The 20,818-nt window shown below is 67.0% G+C and carries 18 protein-coding genes; 2 read left to right on the forward strand and 16 right to left on the reverse strand.

The features are described 5' to 3' along the window. Positions 1-24 precede the first annotated feature (24 nt). Positions 25-1,368, reverse strand: a complete 1,344-nt coding sequence (pmbA, locus tag ACLF6L_RS12525; protein WP_238615720.1) for a metalloprotease PmbA — start codon at positions 1,366-1,368, stop codon at positions 25-27. A 68-nt stretch (positions 1,369-1,436) separates the two neighbouring features. Between pmbA and yjgA the strand changes: the two genes are divergently transcribed. Continuing rightward, a complete protein-coding gene (yjgA, locus tag ACLF6L_RS12530) occupies positions 1,437-1,952 on the forward strand; it encodes a ribosome biogenesis factor YjgA (protein ID WP_412851797.1) in 516 nt (171 codons plus the stop codon). On the opposite strand, the gene tldD is transcribed toward yjgA, so the two are convergent. Genes tldD through leuS form a run of 13 tightly spaced genes read right to left on the reverse strand, consistent with a single transcriptional unit; the run spans position 1,946 to position 17,494 of the window. After that, entirely contained in the window at positions 1,946-3,391 is a 1,446-nt protein-coding gene (gene tldD, locus ACLF6L_RS12535; protein WP_238615718.1) for a metalloprotease TldD, read from the reverse strand. The two genes, yjgA and tldD, sit on opposite strands and share 7 nt — an antisense overlap. A 26-nt stretch (positions 3,392-3,417) precedes the next feature. Then, positions 3,418-4,215, reverse strand: a complete 798-nt coding sequence (locus ACLF6L_RS12540; RefSeq protein ID WP_008931195.1) for a carbon-nitrogen hydrolase family protein — start codon at positions 4,213-4,215, stop codon at positions 3,418-3,420. A 48-nt stretch (positions 4,216-4,263) separates the two neighbouring features. Beyond that, a complete protein-coding gene (locus ACLF6L_RS12545) occupies positions 4,264-4,611 on the reverse strand; it encodes a hypothetical protein (protein ID WP_008931196.1) in 348 nt (115 codons plus the stop codon). Positions 4,612-4,654: 43 nt separating this feature from the next. Next, positions 4,655-8,488 carry a YhdP family protein gene (locus ACLF6L_RS12550; protein ID WP_412851798.1) on the reverse strand — a complete coding sequence of 1,278 codons (3,834 nt, stop codon included), beginning with the start codon at positions 8,486-8,488 and terminating at the stop codon, positions 4,655-4,657. Between the two features lie 37 nt (positions 8,489-8,525). Next, on the reverse strand, positions 8,526-10,004 hold the full coding sequence (gene rng / locus ACLF6L_RS12555) for a ribonuclease G (RefSeq protein WP_238615716.1): 1,479 nt from the start codon (positions 10,002-10,004) through the stop codon (positions 8,526-8,528). 10 nt (positions 10,005-10,014) lie between these two features. Further along, positions 10,015-10,596 (reverse strand): Maf family protein, encoded by a 582-nt coding sequence (locus tag ACLF6L_RS12560; RefSeq protein ID WP_238615715.1) that lies wholly within the window; start codon positions 10,594-10,596, stop codon positions 10,015-10,017. Between the two features lie 59 nt (positions 10,597-10,655). Further along, the gene (gene rlmH, locus ACLF6L_RS12565) at positions 10,656-11,126 is read right to left on the reverse strand and encodes a 23S rRNA (pseudouridine(1915)-N(3))-methyltransferase RlmH (protein ID WP_238615714.1); all 471 of its coding nucleotides are present in this window, start codon (positions 11,124-11,126) and stop codon (positions 10,656-10,658) included. Between the two features lie 6 nt (positions 11,127-11,132). Then, positions 11,133-11,531: a ribosome silencing factor gene (gene rsfS, locus ACLF6L_RS12570; protein WP_008931201.1), complete on the reverse strand. Its 399-nt coding sequence runs from the start codon at positions 11,529-11,531 to the stop codon at positions 11,133-11,135. Further along, a complete protein-coding gene (nadD, locus tag ACLF6L_RS12575; protein ID WP_238615713.1) occupies positions 11,513-12,175 on the reverse strand; it encodes a nicotinate-nucleotide adenylyltransferase in 663 nt (220 codons plus the stop codon). Before nadD ends, rsfS begins: the two co-directional genes overlap by 19 nt. A gap of 18 nt (positions 12,176-12,193) precedes the next feature. Further along, complete coding sequence (locus ACLF6L_RS12580; RefSeq protein ID WP_238615712.1) at positions 12,194-13,468, reverse strand: glutamate-5-semialdehyde dehydrogenase; 1,275 nt, start codon at positions 13,466-13,468, stop codon at positions 12,194-12,196. A 5-nt stretch (positions 13,469-13,473) separates the two neighbouring features. Continuing rightward, complete coding sequence (gene holA / locus ACLF6L_RS12585; protein ID WP_412851799.1) at positions 13,474-14,505, reverse strand: DNA polymerase III subunit delta; 1,032 nt, start codon at positions 14,503-14,505, stop codon at positions 13,474-13,476. Then, the gene (gene lptE / locus ACLF6L_RS12590; protein ID WP_412852790.1) at positions 14,502-14,978 is read right to left on the reverse strand and encodes an LPS assembly lipoprotein LptE; all 477 of its coding nucleotides are present in this window, start codon (positions 14,976-14,978) and stop codon (positions 14,502-14,504) included. Before lptE ends, holA begins: the two co-directional genes overlap by 4 nt. A 59-nt stretch (positions 14,979-15,037) precedes the next feature. After that, positions 15,038-17,494: a leucine--tRNA ligase gene (leuS, locus tag ACLF6L_RS12595; protein ID WP_412851800.1), complete on the reverse strand. Its 2,457-nt coding sequence runs from the start codon at positions 17,492-17,494 to the stop codon at positions 15,038-15,040. 349 nt (positions 17,495-17,843) lie between these two features. Here leuS and ACLF6L_RS12600 point away from each other — a divergent pair, with 349 nt between their 5' ends. Next, a complete protein-coding gene (locus ACLF6L_RS12600; RefSeq protein ID WP_008931207.1) occupies positions 17,844-18,368 on the forward strand; it encodes a zinc ribbon-containing protein in 525 nt (174 codons plus the stop codon). Here the strand turns inward: ACLF6L_RS12600 and lnt are convergent. Together lnt and ACLF6L_RS12610 are read right to left on the reverse strand one after the other, a co-directional pair. Continuing rightward, the gene (gene lnt, locus ACLF6L_RS12605; protein ID WP_238615709.1) at positions 18,365-19,927 is read right to left on the reverse strand and encodes an apolipoprotein N-acyltransferase; all 1,563 of its coding nucleotides are present in this window, start codon (positions 19,925-19,927) and stop codon (positions 18,365-18,367) included. The genes ACLF6L_RS12600 and lnt overlap by 4 nt on opposite strands. A 4-nt stretch (positions 19,928-19,931) precedes the next feature. After that, a complete protein-coding gene (locus ACLF6L_RS12610; protein WP_008931209.1) occupies positions 19,932-20,810 on the reverse strand; it encodes an HlyC/CorC family transporter in 879 nt (292 codons plus the stop codon). Positions 20,811-20,818: the final 8 nt, after the last annotated feature.

The following is a 20,818-nucleotide window of genomic DNA, read 5'->3' on the forward strand; positions in this document are numbered from 1 at the left end:
GCTGTGGAACCGGTCGGGTTCGGGTCAGTCGCCGGCGACGGTGAGCCCGTCGATCAGCAGGGAACCGGTCCGGATATTGGCGCGCAAGTCCACGTCCGAACCCACGGCCACCAGATTCATGAACATGTCCTTGAGATTGCCCGCCACGGTGATCTCCGAGACCGGGTACAGGATCTCGCCGTTTTCCACCCAGAATCCGGCCGCGCCCCGGGAATAGTCGCCGTTGACCATGTTGATGCCGTGACCGATCAGTTCGGTCACCAGCAGCCCCGTGCCCATCTCCCGCAGCAGGGCCCGGGCATCCCCGGTGCCCGGGTCAATGGTGAGATTGCGCACGCCGCCGGCGTTCCCCGTGGTTTCCATCCCCAGTTTGCGGGCAGAGTAGCTGTCCAGGGCATAGGATTCCAGACGGCCGTCACGGACCAGATCCCTGGCCCGGGTGGCCACCCCCTCGCCGTCGAAGGGGGCACTGCCCAGGGCGCGGGGGATGTGGGGCTGCTCGTGGATGTGCACGAACTCAGGAAAGATCCGCTCCCCCAGCCGGTCCACCAGGAACGAGGACTTGCGATACAGGGCGCTGCCGCGGATGGCGGCGACGAAATGCCCCAGCATGGAACGGGCCACATCCGGGGCATAGAGCACGGGAACGCGGCGGGTGGAAAGACGCCGGGCATTGAGACGGCGCACCGCCCGGCGGGCGGCCTCGACCCCCACGGACTCGGGGGTTTCCAGGGCACCGGCCTCGCGGGCCACGGTGTACCAGTAATCCCGCTCCATGGTGCCGCCGTCCCCCGCCAGCACGGAGCAACTCAGGGAATGCCGGGTGGCGGCGTAGCCGCCGACGAAGCCATGGGTGTTGCCGTAGATGGCGGTGCCCCGAAAGGTGTTCACGCTGCCGCCTTCCGAATTGACGATCCGGGCATCCTCGGCGCGGGCCGCGGCCTCGCAGCGTCGGGCGATCTCGATGGCGTCATCGGCCTCCAGGTCCCAGGGATGATCCAGATCCAGGGCGGGATAGTCCCGGGCCATGAGCCCGGCGTCGGCCAGGCCGGCACAGGGATCCTCGGCGGTATAGCGGGCGATCCGGCAGGCGGCCTCGGCCACCTCCCGCAGGGATCGGGCACGCAGATCGGAACTGCTGGCGGAACCCTTGCGCCGGCCGATGTAGACGGTGACGCCCACACCCTGGTCACGATGAAACTCCAGGGTTTCCACCTCGCCCAGGCGGACATTGACCGACAGGCCGGTATCGTGGCTGACGGCCACCTCGGCGGCCGTGGCCCCGGCGCGACGGGCCTCGTCCAGGACCTGCCCGACGAGCTGTTCCAGCGCCTGCGCATCGAGAACCGGGGTCTGGGGTTCGGACATGAGATCTCCTTTGGTCATGGGTGTGGGTGATGCTCGTTGAAGGGCGTCTTCGGGATACACTATGCCCCATGACGACCCATGATGAACTGGATGAATTCGACCGCCCCAGCCGCGGTGCCCGCAAACGGGAGGCTCAGGCCGCCAAGGACCTGGGCGAGGCCCTGCTTGAGCTTTCCGAGGCGGACCTCAAGGCCCTGGACCTGCCGGAACGCCTGCTGGACGCCCTCCGCCACTGCCGCGGCCTGCGCAAGGAGGCCCTGCGACGACAGCGCCAGTATATCGGCAAGCTGATGCGTCAGGTGGACATCGGCCCCATCCAGGCGGCCATCGAGGCCAGGGAGGCGGCACGCCGTGCCCAGGCCCGACGGTTCCACCGGATGGAGCAGTGGCGGGACCGCCTGATCACCGAGGGGGAAACGGCGCTGGCCACCTTCTGCGACGAGTATCCCCGGGTGAACCGCAAGCGCCTGGCGGCACTGGCCGCCGACGCCCGCTCGCAACGTCCCGGGGCATCCCGGGCCCTGTTCCGCCTGGTGTCCGACACGATGCAGACATCGGACGGCCCGTCGCCAGAGGGTCAGTGACTGGTGCCGCCCACCGTCAGGCCGTCTACCCGAAGGGTCGGCTGTCCGACCCCCACCGGCACGCTCTGACCTTCCTTGCCGCAGGTGCCCACGCCGGTATCCAGGGCCAGGTCATTGCCCACCATGGAAATCCGGCTCATGACCTCGGGACCGTTGCCGATCAGGGTGGCGCCCCGTACCGGCCGGGTCACCTTGCCGCCTTCGATCAGATAGGCCTCCGAGGCGGAGAAGACGAACTTGCCGGAGGTGATGTCCACCTGACCACCGCCGAAATTCACCGCATAGAGCCCCTTGTCCACCGAGGCGATGATCTCGCCCGGGTCATGGGCGCCCGCCAGCATGTAGGTATTGGTCATGCGGGGCATGGGCAGATGGGCATAGGACTCGCGGCGACCGTTGCCCGTGGGCGCCAGCCCCATCAGCCCGGCATTGAGCCGGTCCTGCATGTAACCCTTGAGGATGCCGTCCTCGATCAACACCGTGGACTGGGTGGGGATGCCTTCATCATCCACGTTCAGTGAGCCGCGCCGCCCGGCCAGGGTGCCGTCATCCACCACCGTCACCCCGGATGCCGCCACCTTCTGCCCCAGCCGGTTGCTGAAGGCCGAGGTACCCTTGCGGTTGAAGTCACCTTCCAGGCCGTGGCCCACGGCTTCGTGGAGCAGCACGCCGGGCCAGCCGGACCCCAGCACCACGGTCATGGTGCCCGCCGGGGCCTCGTCCGCCTCCAGATTCACCAGGGCCTGACGCACCGCCTCCCGGGCATAGCCCAGGCCCCGATCCTGATCCAGGAAGAATTCGTAACCGCTGCGCCCACCGCCGCCGCTGGTGCCCTGCTCCCGGCGCCCCTTGGCGTCCTCGGCGATGACATGGACGTTCAGGCGCACCAGGGGCCGCACATCCGCCGCCACGGTACCGTCGGTGTGCATCACCATCACCACCTCATGGACCCCGGCCAGGCTGACGATCACCTGGCTCACCCGGGGATCCTGACGCCGGGCCTCCGCGTCCAGGCGCTGCAACAGATCGATCTTGGCATTCTCGTCCAGGGTCCCCAGGGGGTCCACCGGCAGATACAGGCGGTGTCCCGCCTCCCGCCGACGCACCGGCACCGTGCCGTCACGATGATCCCGGCCGATGGCCCGAGCGGCGCGCGCCGCCTCCATCAGGGAGGGCAGCAGAATCTCGTCGGAATAGGCAAAACCGGTCTTGTCGCCGGACAGGGCGCGTACCCCCACCCCTTGCTCGATGTTGTAGCCGGCATCCTTGACGATGCCGTCCTCCAGCATCCAGGACTCATGGCGGGAAAGCTGAAAATACAGGTCGCCCCCATCCAGCCCGGGACCGCACAGGGTCCCGAGCACCCGGTCCAGGTCGGCCTCGGTGAGGCCGGCGGGTTCCAGCAGATGCAGGCGGGCGGTATCCAGGGCTTGGGTCATGAACAGGGCCTTTGGTCAGTGTCTCGTTAGAGGTTGCAGGACAGTCGGCGATGGTAGATGGACGGGAAACTGCGTCGGATGGACTGTTGCCGCTCCCGGTCCAGGGTGCCGGTCACGACCCCTGAACCGCGGGGCAGACGATCCAGCACATTGCCCCAGGGATCGACCACCATGCTGTCTCCGTGGGTCTCGCGACCGTTGACGTGATAACCACCCTGGGCCGCGGCCACCACATAGACCTGGTTCTCGATGGCCCGCGCGCGCACCAGGGCTTCCCAGTGGGCGCGGCCGGTCACGGCGGTGAAGGCCGCCGGCAGCACCACGATCTCCGCGCCCTGGTCCAGCAAACCCCGGTACAGTTCCGGGAACCGCAGGTCATAGCAGACCGACAGCCCCATCACCCCGAAGGGGGTCTCCACCACCACCACCCGGTCACCGGCGACGATGGTCTCGGATTCCTCGTAGTGCTCGTCGTTGTCCGGCAGATGCACGTCGAACAGGTGGATCTTGTCGTAACGGCCCACCACCCGTCCCTGATCGTCGTAAACCAGGCAGGCGGCGTACACCTTGCCCGGATCCGGGCATTCCATGGGGACCGTCCCCCCCACCAGCCAGATCCCGTGACGTCGGGCCTGCTCCGCCAGGAAATCCTGGATCGGCCCTTGGCCCGGTGCCTCCCGCACACCCACCTTGTCATGTTCGGACATCCCCATGAGGGCGAAGTTCTCCGGCAGGACCACCAGGCGGGCACCGGCCTGGGCGGCCTGGGCAATCAGGCGTCCGGCTTCCTGAAGATTGGCACTCAGGTTGGTCCCCGAGGCCATTTGAATGGCAGCGGCAATCGTCACGTTAATTCCCTTGGCTATCGCGGTTCAGGGTAGGGGTTGCAGAGACAGTTCCATCCGGCCGGTCAGGCCCTCCCCCGCGATCCGAATGATGTCGGCGGAAGGGATGCCCAACGCCACCAGCCAGTCCTGCAGTTCGGCGGCCCACAGCCGGCCCTGCTCACCCGGAGGATGACGCAGGATCACCTGCCCGCCACCCCGGGACTCGTAGCGGGACAGCAGGCTGCGCAGGGCCGGTTCGGCCACCAGGGAACCGGCATCCCGGGGGCGGGTCCAGACGTCGGCATCGAGGGTAAAGACGGGCTCGCCCGCCGGCAGGAGAAGGGGAAAACACAGCAGGATCAGGGTCAGGCCCCGGCGCAGGATCGGCAACATGGCGCTACTATAGCAACAGTCGGCTCAAAATGACGACAGTCCCTCAGGAGCCCCGTCCGTCGGGGACCCGGGCCACCGCCTCCACCCGAGGTGACGACCAGTCTCCCGTCACCCGGTACTCCACCCGGGCCGCCTCGTCGATGCGCTCCCCGACCCCCAGCACCCGGTCGAAAACGAAGACCGCCAGGCCCGCCACCGGACCACCGAGCAGGGCACCGGCCAGGGGCAGCGTACTCTTCACGCTGGGGGTCACGACAATGGTCTGGTCATAATCCCTGGCCTCCACCCCGGTCCGACCCTGGATGCGGATGCGGGCCGCCGGTCCCTGGATACTCAGGTCCTGGGTATGCACATTGCCCTGTCCGAGCTGGAATGCCCCTTCCAGATGATCAAAGGCAAACCCGCGCTGGAAAAAGTCCCGGAAATCCAGGGCCAATCGCCGGGGCAGCAGGTCAAGGCTGAACAGCCCCAGCAGTCGGCCCGCACCGGGGTCCACCTCGGTCAGACGTCCGTCCTCCACTCGCACCCGTCCCTCGCCTTCCAGGGTGGACCAGTCCGGGTGGGCGGGCGTATCGGGCCACTGCAGCCGTGCCCGCAGCCCGGCCTTGCCGCCATGGAAGAGGGGCTGGAAACCCAGCAGACCCAGGCTGCGTCCCAGATCATCACTCTCCAACTCCATCCGCAACAGGGTTTCGTGGGCGTCATCGTCCCGTCTGAGCCAGTGTCCCTCCGCCCGCCCCCGGGTCAGGCCCTCGCCATCGACGAGTGACAGGGCGCGGATGCCAAGACCGTCGGGGCGGGGCTCGGTTTCCAGCCGTAGGTCCTTGAGCCGATGCCCCTGCAGCACCAGCCACTGGGCGGACAGGCGCAGGGGCGGCAAATTTCCCGGATCCGGCCGGACCCGATCCTCGGCGGCCTGCACGGCCGGCCCCTCCAGCCGGTCCAGATCCAGCCACTCCAGGTCCATGAGCAGGGCATCTCCATCCCGCAGGGGCCACTGAATGGTCCCCAGCACCATGGGAGACGCCACCTGCGCCTGCCAGTAGCGCGACTCACGGCGGGCATGCAGGCTCAAGTCATCGATGCGCCTCCCCGCGACCTGCAGACGGTCCAGATGCAGGTCCAGCTCCCGCAGCCCACCCTCGCCGCCGGCGGGAACCCAATCGCCGATGTCATCCAGCACCGTCATCCAGTCATCCAGGGACAACCCGGAGAGATGGCCCCTGACCCGCAAACCCTGCGCGGGCAGGGCGGCGGCCTGACCGCCCAGGCGCAACTCGCCCCGTCGCACCTGCCCCGCCTCGTCCAGGGTGAACAGGGCGCGCAGATCCTCGCCCAGCGTCACCCGAAACGGCGGCGCGCCCTCATCCCGTCCCAAGGGAATCCTTACCGCCAGGGGACGGGACGCCTCCGGCGTCTTGGCCAGCGGCAGGGGCAGGCTGGAACGGACCCCCACCAGGTCCGACGACAGGTTGAGCACGCCCCGGGACACCCCCTCGGGCGGCACGGTCAGACGCGCCTCCCAGCGGGCGCTGCCTTCCACCCAGTCCAGCCAGGGTTCGGAAACGATGCCCCCCAACAACCCCCGGATCGGCTGCGGACCGACGGCCCGAACCTCCAGGGCACCGGCGGGACTGCGATCCATCCGCATCTCGATACGGGCCTCGTTGAGCCGGGCGGACACATCCCTGGCCCGGGCGCTGCGCTCGGTGAAATCCACCACGCCCCGCACCGCGTCCAGCACCAGCGGCGGGTCCGCCAGGGACAGCCGGTTGCCGTCCAGGGTCAGGCGCCCCCGGACCGTGTCAGGCCGTACCAGGGCTTCCCGGTCCTCCAGGGGGATGTCGATGCGTATCTCCAGTCCCGCCTCGCCCCGGGCCGAAACGCCGGCCAGCAGGGTCTCCAGCCCTTCCCCCAAGGGGCTTTCGCCGACGAAACGCAGATAATCCCGAGCGGGTCCCCTCGCCTGTCCCTCGATAGTGAGCACGGGGCTTTCAAGATCCTCGATCCGCACCCGGGCATCGCGTATGCGGGCATCGAAGACCCTTGCCTCTCCGTCATGAATCCGCATGCCCTGGTTACGAAATTCCAGGGTGGCCGAAATCGCTTCCAGGCGTGGCCAGCCGTCTTCGTAGTCCAGCACCCCCTCCTCCACCCGGGCGATGACCTGGAACACCCCCTCATCCTCGCGGAAGGGAAAGTCACTGAACCGCCCCCGGAACAGCAGGCCGCCCTCGACCACACGGCCATCGAGGATGCCGCGACTCAGCCACTGATAAGTTTTCTCGGGCAGGATGCCCCGGGGCAGGTAATGTGCCGTCCGGGCACCATCACCCTCGGCAAAGGACAGCTGCAGGTCCATGCCGGGTTCTTCCCCCAGGTGGATCATCCCCTGCCCCCGGGCCTGCAGATCGGCATTGGCCAGCACCAGTCCTTCCAGATGCAGTCTGGGTACATCGGGTCCCGGCAACCAACGCACCAGCCCCTGCAGGGTATCGGCCCGCAACTCGTGGTCGAACAGGGTCGGCAGCGCCATCCCCAGACCGGCGCTGTCCAGCCAGAGCTCACCCCCCTCCTCGGTGAAGGCAAAGGCACCGTCCGCCCCCTCGATCCCCGGCAACACCGACCAGGGGGCCATGCCCGCCCCCTGGAACCGTCCGTCGGTCACGAAGCGGGGGCTGCCGTCACGGGGTAGGGTCAGGGCCAGGCGGGTTTCCGTCAACGTCCCCCTGGGGGAGAGCGACGCCAGCAGGGACTGGAAGGGATTGTCCACCCAGGGTTGATGCAGAACCAGGGGCAACAGGTCCTCCAGACGCAGGTAGTCCAGCCAGACATTCACCTGGAGGCCACCGGCATCCTCCACCAAGCTCAGGTCCAGGCCGCCATCGGGCCAGTGATCTCCCTCCTGGCGCGACAGCCTCAGCCCGTCCACCCGCAGGTCCCAGCCCCCTTCACGGGCATACCAAAGCCATCGCCCTTCCAGGGCTTCCAGCATCGGCGCGGGCAGATCGTCTTGCGCCAAGGAAGCCATCTCCAACCGGCGCAACGCCAACTCCAGGTAGGCCCGTTGCAGGTCGCCGCGACGCCAGTGCAGCCACAGCCGGCCATCCAGGTTGCCCGTGCGCAGCCCCAGGGCGCCCCGGGCGTCCTCGGGCAGGCCCGCCAGTTCCAGCCCGTCGGCCTGGATGAAGGCCTTGCCGCTCCAGTCATCCCAGTGGCCGGCATGGTTCATGTCCATGCCCACCCGAAGCGAGCGGCCCAGCTCATCGGGCAGAAAGACCTCCCCGGCCATGCGTACGCGACGGGACTCCAGCGAGATGTCCAGGTTCAGGTCGTCGAACTGATAATCGATGCCCAGTCGCCGATCCTCCCAGCGCAGACGGCTTTCACTCAGAGTGAAGGCCCGGCCCACCAGCAGGGCCAGCACGTCCGGTGACGGCGCGGATGCCGGGGTATCGGGGCGCGGGGGCAACGGGTCCACACCTCGCACCTGCACTCGCCCGTCTGCATCCCGCAGCAGGTGCAGATCGGCGCCCCGCACTTCCACATGACCCAGTACCGGTCGGCCCTGCCGCAGGCTGCGCCACAGGGCCAGGCCCAGATCCAGATGCGCCAGCACCAGGATCGGCTCAGCCGCGTCGGCACCATGGACCTGAACATCGGACACGGTGACCCGGGGTGACAGGATGCGCCATCGGGCGTGGAATGCCCCCACCGTGACCCGCTGGCCGGACTGTTCGGAGAGGAACCGCTCCAGCGGTGTGCGCAGCCCATCCAGTTGCGGCGCGATCAGCCGCAGACCCGCCACCAGGGTTGCCGCCACCAGCAGGCTGATGACCAGAATACGCAGACTGACGGCCAGGGCGGGTCTGAGCAAGCGGCGGACTCCTCAAGGTCCGGGGCGAAACGCGGGGTTACAGGAGCACGACGTCGAACTGCTCCTGGGTATAGAGACTTTCCACCTGGAAACGGATGGGGATGCCGATGAATTCCTGCAGTTGGGCAACGCTGGCGGACTCCTCGTCCAGCAGCAGGTCCACCACCGGCTGGGAGGCCAGCACCAGCAATTCCCGGGCGTCGAACTGACGGGCCTCGCGCAGGATCTCCCGGAACATCTCGTAGCAGACGGTCTCGGCGGACTTTACGTAACCGCGCCCCATGCAGGTGGGACAGGGTTCGCAAAGCAGATGTTCCAGGCTTTCGCGGGTACGCTTGCGGGTCATTTCCACCAGTCCCAGGGGCGAGACATCACAGATCTGACTCTTGGCATAGTCCTTTTCCATCGCCTTTTCCAGGGAGCGCAGCACCTGACGCTTGTGATCCTCCTGGGTCATGTCGATGAAGTCGACGATGATGATGCCCCCCAGATTGCGCAGGCGCAGTTGCCGGGCAATGGCCTGGGCCGCCTCCAGATTGGTCTTGAAGATGGTCTCTTCCAGGTTGCGATGGCCCACGAAGGCGCCGGTGTTGATGTCGATGGTGGTCATCGCCTCGGTCTGATCGAAGATCAGATAACCACCGGACTTGAGCTCCACCTTGCGTTCCAGGGCCTTCTGGATCTCGTCCTCCACGTTGTAGAGATCGAAGATGGGACGCTCGCCGGGGTAATGTTCGATCCGGTCCAGCAGCTCGGGCACATACTGGGCGGCGAACTCGCTGACCCGCTGCACCGTCTCCCGGGAATCGATGCGGATCTTTTCCAGTTCCACCCCCACCATGTCCCGCAGGATCCGCAGGGTCAGCGGCAGGTCCATGTAGACCTCGGAACCGGCCCGTGCCTTCTGTACCGCCTGCTGAATGGTCTGCCAGAGCTTGACCAGGAAGATCATGTCGTTGCGCAGGGCCTCCAGGGGCGCGGCCTCGGCTGCGGTGCGCACGATGAAACCATGACTGCACCCGAGTTCCGCCTGCAGGCCTTCCACCGTGCCCTTGAGCCGGGCGCGCTCGGTGTCCGTCTCGATGCGGGTGGAAATGCCCACGGTGGTATTGCCGGGCATGAGCACCAGATACCGGGAGGGCACGGTAATGTAGGTGGTCAGGCGTGCCCCCTTGGTGCCCAGGGGGTCCTTGATCACCTGTACCAGGATGTCCTGCCCTTCCCGCAGCAGGCGCTGGATGGGCTCGGTGCGTTCCGTCTCGCCGCCCTGCAGTTCTTCCCGTTCCACCGGGGCCACGTCGGAAGCGTGCAGAAAGGCGGCCCGCTCCAGGCCGATGTCCACGAAGGCGGCATCCATGCCCGGCAGCACCCGGCTGACCCGCCCCTTGTAGATGTTGCCCACCAGCCCCCGACGCCGGGCCCGCTCCATGCTGAGTTCCATCAGCACACCGTTTTCCACCAGGGCCACGCGGGTCTCCTGGGGGGTGACGTTCATTAGGATTTCCGTGCCCATCATCGGGGTGCCTTCAGGTTTGATTATCAATGCCGGATATTAGACCGCAGCGCCGCAGAAGTTCCCCGGTCTCGAACAGGGGCAGTCCCACCACGCCGGAATAACTGCCCTCGATATGGGCCACGAACAGGGCGCCCAGGCCCTGAATTCCGTAAGCGCCCGCCTTGTCGGCCGGTTCTCCCGACGCCCAATAGGCGCGCCTGTCATCGGGACTCAGGTCGCGAAAGCATACCCGGGTGGTGGACAGGGCCTGATGACAGTATCCCTGGTGCAGCAGGGCCACGGCGGAAAGGACCGTGTGGGTCCGGCCGGAAAGACGGCCGAGCATGTCCAAGGCATCTTCCCGGTCCCTGGGCTTGCCCAGGATATCACCGTCGATGCTGACCACGGTGTCCGCGCCCAGTACCGGGAGGTGCCCGGGAACGGCGTCATGGGCTGCCCGGGCCTTGGTAACCGCCATGCGCAGGGCAAAGTCCTCGGGGGACTCACCGGCCCGGGGGATCTCTTCCACGTCCACCGGATGCGCCCGCCAGGCCACGCCGATCTGATCCAGCAGTTCACGACGGCGGGGCGAGGCGGAGGCAAGGATGAGCATGGGCGAATCTCCGGGTGAGACATCGGGGTGGACGCCCGGCACGGAAGCCGTGCCGATGGTCACGCCCGATGATAGGGGTGATTGCGCAACAGACTCCAGCCGCGGTAGAGCTGTTCCGCCAGGATCACCCGCACCAGGGGATGGGGAAAGGTCAGCGGCGACAGGGACCACTTGAAGTCCGCCCGGGCGCGGCAGGCGTCGGACAGACCGTCGGCGCCCCCCACCAACAGGGCCACGTCCCGGCCCGACTGCATCCACTGATCCAGCTGCCGGGACAGGCCGGCGGTATCCAGACCGCGGCCCTTCTCGTCCAGGGCCACCACCCAGCAGTCCCGGGGCACCGCCGCCAGCAGACGCTCACCCTCCTCTTCCCGCAGACGCTCCACCGGGGCGTTGCGGCCCCGTCGGGGCGAAGGGATCTCCCGCAGTTCCAGACTGCATTCGGCGGGCAGACGCCCGGCATACTCACGATAGGCCTCGGTCACCCAGCCGGGCATGCGGGTGCCCACCGCCAGCAGATGGATGCGCACGCCAGCCTAGCGGCGCAGGCGGCGCAGGGCCGCGGCCGGAGAGTCCTCGTCCGATTCCTCATCCGGGGCCGCCGACAGGGATTCATCCGTCAGCCACAGCTTCTCCAGATTGTAGAAGTCGCGGACCTGGGGCAGCATCACGTGGACCACCACATCGTCCAGATCCACCAGCACCCACTCCCCTTCCCGCTCGCCCTCGGCGCCCAGGGGCTGGATACCGGCTTCCTTCGCCTTGATGATGACGTTGTCGGCCAGGGATTTCACATGGCGGTTGGAAGAGCCGGAAGCGATCACCATGGTGTCGGTGATGGCGGTCTTGCCCCGTACGTCAATGCATTTGACGTCCTGGGCTTTCATGTCTTCCAGGGCCTGGAGGACGATCTGGGTCAGTTGTTCTGTCTGCATGCATCCCTCTGGGAAAGCGTTGAAAGGTAAAGCCCGTGTCGTTGAATGTATGTCAGCACCGGTTCCGGCAACAGGAATCTCGGACTGCGCCCCCGGGCCACCAGATCACGGATGGCGGTGGCGGAAATGTCAAGCTGGGTCACCGGCATGAACAGGATACGCCCCGCCGGCGCGGCGCGCAGGTCGGCGGGGCTTGCGGCCTGCCGGGATGCCGCCCAGGCTTCCCGTGCCCGGGGAGCGTCGCTGCCCGGCCGGTGGGCCACCACGATATGGGCCAGACCGAACAGGTCCTGCCAGCGATGCCAGGAAGACAATCCGGCAAAGGCATCCATGCCCAACAGCAGGCACAGGGGCACATGGGGACCCAGCTCCCGGCGCAGGCTCTCCAGGGTATCCACGCTGTAGGAAGGTCCGTCCCGCTCCAGCTCACGACGATCCACGCTGAAACCGGGGTGGAGAGCCACCGCCTGTTCCACCATGGCCAGACGGTGCGACATGTCGGCCTGGGGCCGGCGCCGGTGCGGCGGCAGGCCGCAGGGGATGAAGCGCAGCTCATCCAGATCCAGACATTCCTGGATCTCCAGCGCCGGACGCAGGTGTCCGAAATGGATGGGATCGAAGGTGCCGCCCAGGATGCCGATCATCGCTCCCCGAGCCCGCGCTCACCCGCGCACATGACCGTCTCCCAGAACCACGTATTTCAGGGTGGTGAGACCGTCCAGCCCCACCGGGCCACGGGCATGGAGCTTGTCGGTGCTGATGCCGATCTCGGCCCCCAGGCCGTATTCGAAACCGTCGGCAAAACGGGTGGAGGCATTCACCATCACCGAGCTGGAATCCACTTCCCGCAGGAACCGCCGGGCACGGGTATAGTTTTCCGTGACGATGGTATCGGTGTGGCGGGAGCCGTAGTGATTGATGTGCTCGATGGCCTCGTCCAGGCCGGGCACCACCCGGATGCTCAGGATCGGCGCCAGGTATTCCGCCTGCCAGTCCGCCTCGGTGGCCTCGCCGATATCCGGCAGGAAGGCGCGGGTACGGGCACAGCCCCGCAGTTCCACGCCCTTGTCGTCGAACAGGGGCTTGAGGGCGGTCAGGGCCCTGGGGGCGATGGATTCGGCCACCAGCAGGGTTTCCAGGGTATTGCAGGTGCCGTAGCGCTGGGTCTTGGCATTGAGGGTGACCTTGACGGCCTTGTCCAGGTCCGCGTGATCGTCGATGTAGACATGACAGATGCCGTCCAGGTGCTTGATCACCGGAATCAGGGATTCCTCGCTGACCCGGGCAATGAGCCCCTTGCCGCCCCGGGGCACGATCACGTCCACATGATCCTTCAGGCGCAGCAGGGCGCCTACCGCGGCCCGGTCGGTGGTCCCCACCACCTGCACCGCGTCGGCGGGCAGACCGGCCCGGTCCAGACCCTCGCGGATGCAGTCGGCCAGGGCCCGGTTGGAATGGAACGCCTCGGAACCGCCGCGCAGGATGGCGGCATTGCCGGATTTGAGGCACAGGCCGGCGGCATCCACGGTCACGTTGGGCCGGGACTCGAAGATGATGCCGATGACCCCCAGAGGGACGCGCATGCGACCCACCTGAATGCCGCTGGGGCGGTAATTGAGATCGGAGATGGCGCCCACCGGATCCGGCAGGGCGGCGATCTGGCGCAGCCCCTCGGCCATGGTGCCCAGACGCTCGGGATTGAAGGCCAGACGATCCAGCATGGCGGCATCCAGGCCATTCCTTTCACCGGCCTCCAGATCCTTGCGGTTTTCCGCCATCAGGGTGTCGGCCCGGGCCTCGATCAGTTCCGCCATGGCCAGCAGGGCGGCATTCTTGGCGGCGGTGTCGGCGCGCAGCAGGACCCGGGAAGCGGCACGGGCCTGCCGGCCCAGCTGCAGCATGTAGTCGTTGATGTTCTCGATCACGGTGTCTGCCATCTTTTTCAATGTGAGTGGTTGCGGATCAAGGAAGACGGATGTCCTGCCAATCCCAGGGTCAAGTCTAACAATTCATCCCAGGGGCTGCCCGGCTTCTGCCCCTTGGCCACCTGATCCGCCCGCGCGCCCTCCCGCAGCAATTGCCCCAGGGCATGCAGGGACAGGCGTCGCAGGGCCTGGCGCACCACCGGCTGGCGCTGGGGCGGCCAGACCGACTTGAGCACCACCTGGGGCGGGGTGCCGGCGGCGGCCTGTTCCGCCAGCCGGTTGAGGGTGCGGATCTCCCTCGCCAGGGCCCAGCTCACCAGCACCGGCGCGATGCCCTCGGCCCGCAGGCCGGACAGGATCCGCACCGCCCTGCCCGCCTCCCCGGCCAGGGCGGCGTCGGTCAGGTCATAGACACTGAAACGGGCACTGTCGGCCACCGCGGCCATCACCGCGGCCTCGTCCACCGGGCCGTCCCCCTGCAGCAGCATCAGCTTGTCGATCTCCTGGGCGGCCGCCAGCAGGTTGCCTTCCACCCGCTCCGCCAGTAACCGGGCCGCCCCGGCGGTGGGTTGCAGCCCGCGACGGCTCATGCGACGGGTGATCCAGGCCTCGGTCCCCGCCAGATCCAGGGGCCAGACCTGGATCATCACCCCCGCCTGCTCCAGGGCCTGACACCAGCGGGACTTCTGCTCCTGTCGTTCCAGCTTGCCGCACTGAATGATCAACACCGTATCCACGGACGGCTGTCCGGCACAGGCCTCCAGTACCTTGCCGCCCTGGGCGCCGGGCTTGCCGGACGGCATGCGCAGTTCCAGTACCCGGCGCTGGGCGAACAGGGACAGGCTCTCGGCGGCGGTCTGGACCTGGCCCCAGTCAAACCCCTTGTCCACAGTGAAGACCTCCCGGTCCTCGAACCCCTCGGCCCGTGCCCTCGCCCTGATCGCATCGGCGGCCTCCATCAGCTGCAGCGGCTCCTCGCCGCTGAGCAGATAGATCGGCGCCAGCCCCTTTTGCAGGTGGCTCTCCAGTTGCTCCGGCTTGAGTTTCATGGCAACGCTGAATGGTTCCCCGCCGCCTGCAGTCGCAGCAGGATCAGCTGGACCAGGTCGCGGCGCATGGACTCCCGCAGGCTCTGTTCCTGCTCGGCCTGTCCCAGCACGCCTTCCGGATCGAAGAGATAGTCCCGGGTCAGGGTCAGACTCTGCTCGGGGATCTCGAAGTCATTCCCCCGCCCTCTCACCGAATAGGTCAGGCGGGTGAAGACCTCATACTCGGAGACCTGGGCGTCTCGCCCCACGGACAGGGCCCGGCGGCCGGTCCTCAGATCGTGGATGCGCAGCTCGGCCGTGGCCTTGGACAGGGGCACCGGTCCCACCCCGGCGGCGCGCAGGGCCAGCTGCAGGTCGATGACCAGGGGGTCGAAGGCCCCCAGGCCGGTGATGGCGGTACGGGCCATCTCCGGCGGCAGGCCCGCCGCCCCCCGCAACTGAAAGCCGCAGGCAGCCAGCAGCAGGCACAGCATCAGCACCAGGGCTGTCCGCCCCGGTCCCGACCGCCACGGCCTGACGCCTCGACCGTGCATCACTTGGCAACCACGTTCACCAGCTTGCCCGGGACCACGATGATCTTGGCCACGGTCTTGCCGTCGATGTGTCGCCTGACGTTCTCGTCGGCCAGGGCCTGGGCCTCGATGGCGGCGCGTTCGGCACCGGTGGGCACCCGCAGATGGCCGCGCAGCTTGCCGTTCACCTGAATCACCAGTTCCTGGGTGTCACTCTCCAGGGCGGCGGGGTCCACCTGGGGCCAGGGGCGATCCACCAGGGCATCCGGATGTCCCAACTCGGCCCACAGACGATGGGTGATGTGGGGCACGATGGGCGAGAGCATCAGCACGATGGCCTCCAGGGCCTCCTGCATCAGGGCGCGCCCCTGGGGCGTGGCATCCTCGAAACGGCTCAGGTCATTGAGCAGTTCCATGCAGGCGGCAATGGCGGTGTTGAAGGTATGGCGCCGGCCCATATCATCGCTCACCTTGGCGATGGTCTGATGCAGCTTGCGGCGCAGATCCGCCTGAGCCTCGGTCAGCGAAGGAGCATCCAGGGCCGGTGCGGGTCCGGCACCGAGATGGTCGTGGGTCTGTTTCCACAGTCGCTTGAGGAAACGGGAAGCCCCCTCCACCCCGGAATCGGACCATTCCAGGGACATTTCCGGCGGCGCGGCGAACATCATGAACAGGCGCACGGTATCGGCACCGTACCGCTGGATCAGTTCCTGGGGATCCACTGTGTTGCCCTTGGACTTGGACATCTTGGCCCCGTCCTTGAGCACCATGCCCTGGGTCAGCAGGTTGGCGAAGGGTTCATCCCCCGGCACCAGCCCCTCGTCCCGCATCAGCTTGTGGAAAAAGCGGGCATAGAGCAGGTGCAGCACCGCATGTTCGATGCCGCCCACATACTGATTCACGGGCAGCCAGTGACGGGCCCGCTCGTCCATCATGGCGCCGTCGTTGTCCGGGCAGGCGTAGCGGGCGTAATACCAGGAGGACTCGAAGAAGGTGTCGAAGGTGTCCGTTTCCCGCTCCGCCTCGCCGCCGCAGCGGGGACAGGGGGTGCGGTAGAATTCGGGCATTTTCTTGATCGGGGAACCCACGCCGTCGAAGGCCACCGCTTCCGGCAGCACCACCGGCAGCTGATCTTCGGGGACGGGAACCGGACCGCAGTCCGGACAGTTGATGATGGGAATCGGGCAACCCCAGTAACGCTGCCGGGAGACACCCCAGTCCCGCAGCCGGTAATTGACCCGGCGCCGCCCCCGGCCCTCGGCTTCCAGCTGATCGGCGATGGCATTGAAGGCCTGGTCGAAGTCCATGTCGTCAAACCGGCCGGAGGCCAGCAGAATGCCCTTCTCGGTGAAGGCTTCCTTGTCCAGGTCGATGGCGGCGGCCCCGTCGGCGGGACGGATCACCTGCCGGATGGGCAGGCCGTAGGCCCGGGCAAACTCCCAGTCCCGCTGGTCGTGGGCGGGCACCGCCATCACGGCGCCGGTGCCGTATTCCATGAGCACGAAGTTGGCGGCCCACACGGGCACCTTTTCCCCGGTGATGGGGTGGATGGCCTTGAGACCGGTGGCCACGCCCCGCTTCTTCATGGTGGCCATGTCGGCCTCGGACACCTTGGTGTGGCTGCATTCCTCGATGAAACCGGCCAGGGCCTGGTTGTCCTCGGCGGCCAGGGCGGCCAGGGGGTGTTCCGGCGCCACCGCCAGATAGCTCACCCCCATCAGGGTGTCGGGGCGGGTGGTATAGACGGTCAGGGGGGTGTCGTGGCCGTCTACCTGGAAGACCACTTCCACCCCTTCGGAGCGGCCGATCCAGTTGCGCTGCATGGTGCGTACCTGCTCCGGCCAGCCGGTCAGGGTATCCAGGCCGTTGAGCAGCTCTTCGGCATAGTCGGTGATGCGCAGGAACCACTGGGGGATCTCCCGGCGTTCCACCGGGGCACCGGAGCGCCACCCCAGGCCGTCAATGACCTGTTCATTGGCCAGCACGGTCTGGTCCACCGGGTCCCAGTTGACCACGGCGGTCTTCTTGTAGACCAGCCCCTTTTCAAACAGGCGGGTGAACAGCCACTGTTCCCAGCGGTAATACTCGGGCCGGCAGGTGGCGATTTCCCGGGACCAGTCGTAGGCAAACCCCAGGCGCTTGAGCTGGCCGCGCATGTAGTCGATGTTCTCGTAGGTCCACTTGGCCGGGGGCACGCCGTGCTTGAGGGCGGCATTCTCGGCGGGCAGGCCGAAGGCATCCCAGCCCATGGGCTGGAGCACGTTGCGCCCCTGCATGCGCTGGTGGCGGGCGATGACGTCGCCGATGGTGTAGTTGCGCACATGGCCCATGTGGAGCCGCCCACTGGGGTACGGGAACATGGAGAGGCAGTAGAAGGGTTCCCGGCCGTCATCCTCCCGGGCACGGAAGCAGTCATTGGCTTCCCACCAGGCTTGGGCATCGGTTTCGATGACTTCGGGTTCGTAGTGTTCTTGCATGGGGTTCCACCGGCTGAATCTGGGAATGCACGGGCCAGGGGCGCGGACCGCCGCTGCGTTGTCCATGGCTCCGGGAAGACCGGCAAGGATAGCGTGACTGCCGGGGGGTCACAACTTCCGGCACATTGACCTGAGCCGAGGCATGGGTGGTACGCGTGAAACCTGGTGTACTCTTGGAAGCATGGTGGAAGACAGAGGTAGGCCGTGGCCCCATCGGCGGGACGCCGTGAATACGTCCCTGTAGGCTTGATTGCCGCATCCCTGCGGCAAACGCCCGCCGCCAGGACCACGGCCTACCCCTTCTGCGGCACCGATCCATTTTTTGATGAATTCACTGGAGGTTGGAATCATGTCGGACAAACAGAGCGAACATCCCATCCGGGACGGACTGGTCCATGCCTACGACCGGATGCTGGAACGGGTGCGGCATGCCGTGGAAGTGGCAGAGGAAAAGACCGGCCCGACCCTGGAACATGCCATCGAGGACGCCCGTCACAAAGCCGTGGAACTGGGCGAGGCCACCCGCGAGGAGGCCCACGAGGTGGCCGAATACATCCGCCGGGATCTGCATGACATCGGCGACTACCTGAACGAGTCGAGCCGGGATTTTCGCACCTGGTTCCGTATGGACCTGCAGCTCATCGAGGCCCGGATCCTGGACCTGCTGTCCTCCATCGCCGACCGCACCCGGGTGGAACTGGCGGAACTGGAGGCCCGCGCCCGGGCGGTGGGGGTCTGGCACACCGGTGAGGTGGCGGCGCCAGGGGTGCTGGCCTGCAAGCGGTGTGACACCGAACTGCATTTCACCGAGAGCGGTCGGATCCCGCCCTGCCCGAAGTGCCACGGCACCGAATATCGAAGGGCTCGGGACTAGGAGCGAGGAACCGGTGATGAAGGGGACGCCGGGCCGCGTCGCCCGGCCAGCACCAGCCCCGCCACCAGCAATGTCAGCCCCGTGACCACCGGCCAGTTCCCCCACAGGGCATAGGGGGTGAGCCCTTCCCGGGGCTGCGCCCGGGTGGTCAGCACGTGGGTCTCGAACTGGGGCGAACGATCCCGGATCCCGCCCCGATGATCGATCACCGCCGAGATCCCCGTATTGGTGGCCCGGAGCATTTCCCGCCCCGCTTCCAGTGACCGCACCCGGGCGATTTCCAGGTGCTGATGGGGGGCGATGGAATCCCCGAACCAGGCATCGTTGGTCACGTTCACCAGCATCTGCGCCCGCGGCAGGGCACGGATGATCAGATGTCCGAAGGCATCCTCGTAGCAGATGGAGGCTCCCAGCACGATCCCGGCCGCCTCAAGGGTGAAGCCTCCGTGCCCCCTGGACAGGTCCGCCATGGGCAGCTCGATATAGCCGTCCAGCCACTCCAGCAGTCCCCGTAGCGGCAGGTATTCACCAAAGGGCACCCGCTTGCGCTTGTGATAGAACTGAGGGCGCTCGGCATCCACCTTGGCGATGCTGTTGAACATGCGCCGGGTTTCGGGTTCGTAGGTGAAGATGCCGGCCAGCAGTTCGCTGCCATGGGTGCGCGCCTCCGCCGCCAGGGGCAGGAGGAAATCCTCTTCCAGGTAGTGATAGAAACTGGGCACCGCCGTCTCGGGCCAGAGGATCAGATCGCTGCCGAAGGCCTCTTCGGTCAGGTAGGCATACAGGCCCATGGCCGTCACCAGTTCCTCCGGACGCAGCTTGTCCTCCTGGGCCATGTTCCCCTGCAACAGGCTGACCTGCAACGGCTCGCCCACGGGGCGGGTCCATTCCACCTGTTTGAGTCCCAGCCCCCCCAGCCACAGCAATCCCACCAATCCCAGCGCCGCCGCCAGCCGACGATGCCCGCTCACGACACCCCAGGCCAGGGCGCCGGCCATCATCGCCGCCACCATGCCGGTACCAAAGACTCCCAGCACCGGCATATAGCCGGCCAGGGCCGTATCCAGTTGGGCCGTCCCCAGCAGCAGCCAGGGGAATCCGGTGAGAAACCAGCCACGCCACCACTCGAACAGGACCCACAGGGCCGGCACCAGCAACACCAAATGCACGAAGGCGGTCGTCCGCCCCCGCAGGCGGGCGGCCAGATAGCCGAGCAGGGCCGGGAACAGGGCCAGCAGCATGACGAAGCCGGCCGTGATCAGGGCCGCCAGGGGGGCAATGGCCGCGCCGAACAGGTGCAGGCTGTAATACACCCAGTAGACGCCGGCCCCGAACATGCCAAGGCCGAAGGCATAGCCCCGCCAGGCCGCCTGGCGGGGTTGCGCCCCGGCCCAGAGCACGAACAGCAGGGCCGGCGCCAGCACACCCAGCACACGCAGTTCAAAGGGGGCAAAGGCCGGCACCAGGGCGGCGCCGGCCAACAGGGCCAGCCATAGGGCCCAACGGGGGTGCCGTTCCAGCGTCCGGATCAGGGGCACAGCCGCAAGCGCGTGGGTCATGGGATCAGAGCGGGGTGGGCTCCGCCTCGGCGGGCGGGGTTTCACGGTAACTGAGTTCCAGCAGATGCACCCGGCGGTTATCGGCCCGCAACACCCGGACATGGAAACGATCGAAGCTCAGTTCCTCGCCGCGCTTGGGGACATGGCCGAAGCGATGGATCACGAATCCGCCGATGGTGTCGAACTCGTCATCGCTGTAATCAGTATTGAAATAGGCGTTGAACTCCTCGATGGGCGTGAGGGCCTTCACCGTGAAGCGGCCATTGGCGTGGCGCAGGATGTGAGTGAGGAAGTCCTCGATGTCATGCTCGTCGTCGATCTCGCCGACGATCTGCTCCAGCACATCTTCGATGGTCACCAGCCCCGCCACGCCGCCGTACTCATCCACCACGATGGCCATGTGATTACGGCTGTTGCGGAACTCCTTGAGCAGCACGTTCAGGCGCTTGCTCTCGGGCACGAAGACGGCGGGACGCAGGATGTCCTGCATGTCGAAGACCTCCTGACCGTCCTTCACGAAATAACGCAGCATGTCCTTGGCCAGCAGGATGCCCACCACCTCGTCCCGGTCGTCACCGATCACCGGAAAGCGGGAATGGGCCGAATCGGCCAGGATGGCGACGATGTCGTCCAGGGCGGCATCCCGCCGCACCACATCCATCTGCGCGCGGGGGATCATGATATCCCGCACCTGCATCTCGGAGACCTGCATCACCCCCTCGATCATGCCCAGGGCATCGGGATCGATGATCTGGCGCTGATGGGCACCGCGCAGCAGTTCCACCAGTTGGGCGCGGTCCCTGGGCTCGGCCCCGGACAGGGCCAGGGTGAGACGTTCCACCCAACTACGGGCGGGAGGTTCGCTGGAGCGATCGGTATTCATGGAATGAG

The organism is Ectothiorhodospira shaposhnikovii, assembly GCF_047222355.1.
GTDB lineage: Bacteria > Pseudomonadota > Gammaproteobacteria > Ectothiorhodospirales > Ectothiorhodospiraceae > Ectothiorhodospira.

Bases quoted from the DNA above. Each gene is read 5' to 3' on its own strand.
- lnt (WP_238615709.1), bottom strand. From the start codon at position 19,927: ATGACCCACGCGCTTGCGGCTGTGCCCCTGATCCGGACGCTGGAACGG.
- lptE (WP_412852790.1), bottom strand. From the start codon at position 14,978: ATGCTGTGCCTGCTGCTGGCTGCCTGCGGCTTTCAGTTGCGGGGGGCG.
- ACLF6L_RS12540 (WP_008931195.1), bottom strand. From the start codon at position 4,215: ATGGCCTCGGGGACCAACCTGAGTGCCAATCTTCAGGAAGCCGGACGC.
- ACLF6L_RS12560 (WP_238615715.1), bottom strand. From the start codon at position 10,596: ATGCTCATCCTTGCCTCCGCCTCGCCCCGCCGTCGTGAACTGCTGGAT.
- rng (WP_238615716.1), bottom strand. From the start codon at position 10,004: ATGATGGGCACGGAAATCCTAATGAACGTCACCCCCCAGGAGACCCGC.
- nadD (WP_238615713.1), bottom strand. From the start codon at position 12,175: ATGATCGGCATCCTGGGCGGCACCTTCGATCCCATCCATTTCGGACAC.
- yjgA (WP_412851797.1), top strand. From the start codon at position 1,437: ATGACGACCCATGATGAACTGGATGAATTCGACCGCCCCAGCCGCGGT.
- ACLF6L_RS12610 (WP_008931209.1), bottom strand. From the start codon at position 20,810: ATGAATACCGATCGCTCCAGCGAACCTCCCGCCCGTAGTTGGGTGGAA.
- pmbA (WP_238615720.1), bottom strand. From the start codon at position 1,368: ATGTCCGAACCCCAGACCCCGGTTCTCGATGCGCAGGCGCTGGAACAG.
- tldD (WP_238615718.1), bottom strand. From the start codon at position 3,391: ATGACCCAAGCCCTGGATACCGCCCGCCTGCATCTGCTGGAACCCGCC.
- leuS (WP_412851800.1), bottom strand. From the start codon at position 17,494: ATGCAAGAACACTACGAACCCGAAGTCATCGAAACCGATGCCCAAGCC.
- rsfS (WP_008931201.1), bottom strand. From the start codon at position 11,531: ATGCAGACAGAACAACTGACCCAGATCGTCCTCCAGGCCCTGGAAGAC.
- holA (WP_412851799.1), bottom strand. From the start codon at position 14,505: ATGAAACTCAAGCCGGAGCAACTGGAGAGCCACCTGCAAAAGGGGCTG.
- ACLF6L_RS12545 (WP_008931196.1), bottom strand. From the start codon at position 4,611: ATGTTGCCGATCCTGCGCCGGGGCCTGACCCTGATCCTGCTGTGTTTT.
- ACLF6L_RS12600 (WP_008931207.1), top strand. From the start codon at position 17,844: ATGTCGGACAAACAGAGCGAACATCCCATCCGGGACGGACTGGTCCAT.
- ACLF6L_RS12580 (WP_238615712.1), bottom strand. From the start codon at position 13,468: ATGGCAGACACCGTGATCGAGAACATCAACGACTACATGCTGCAGCTG.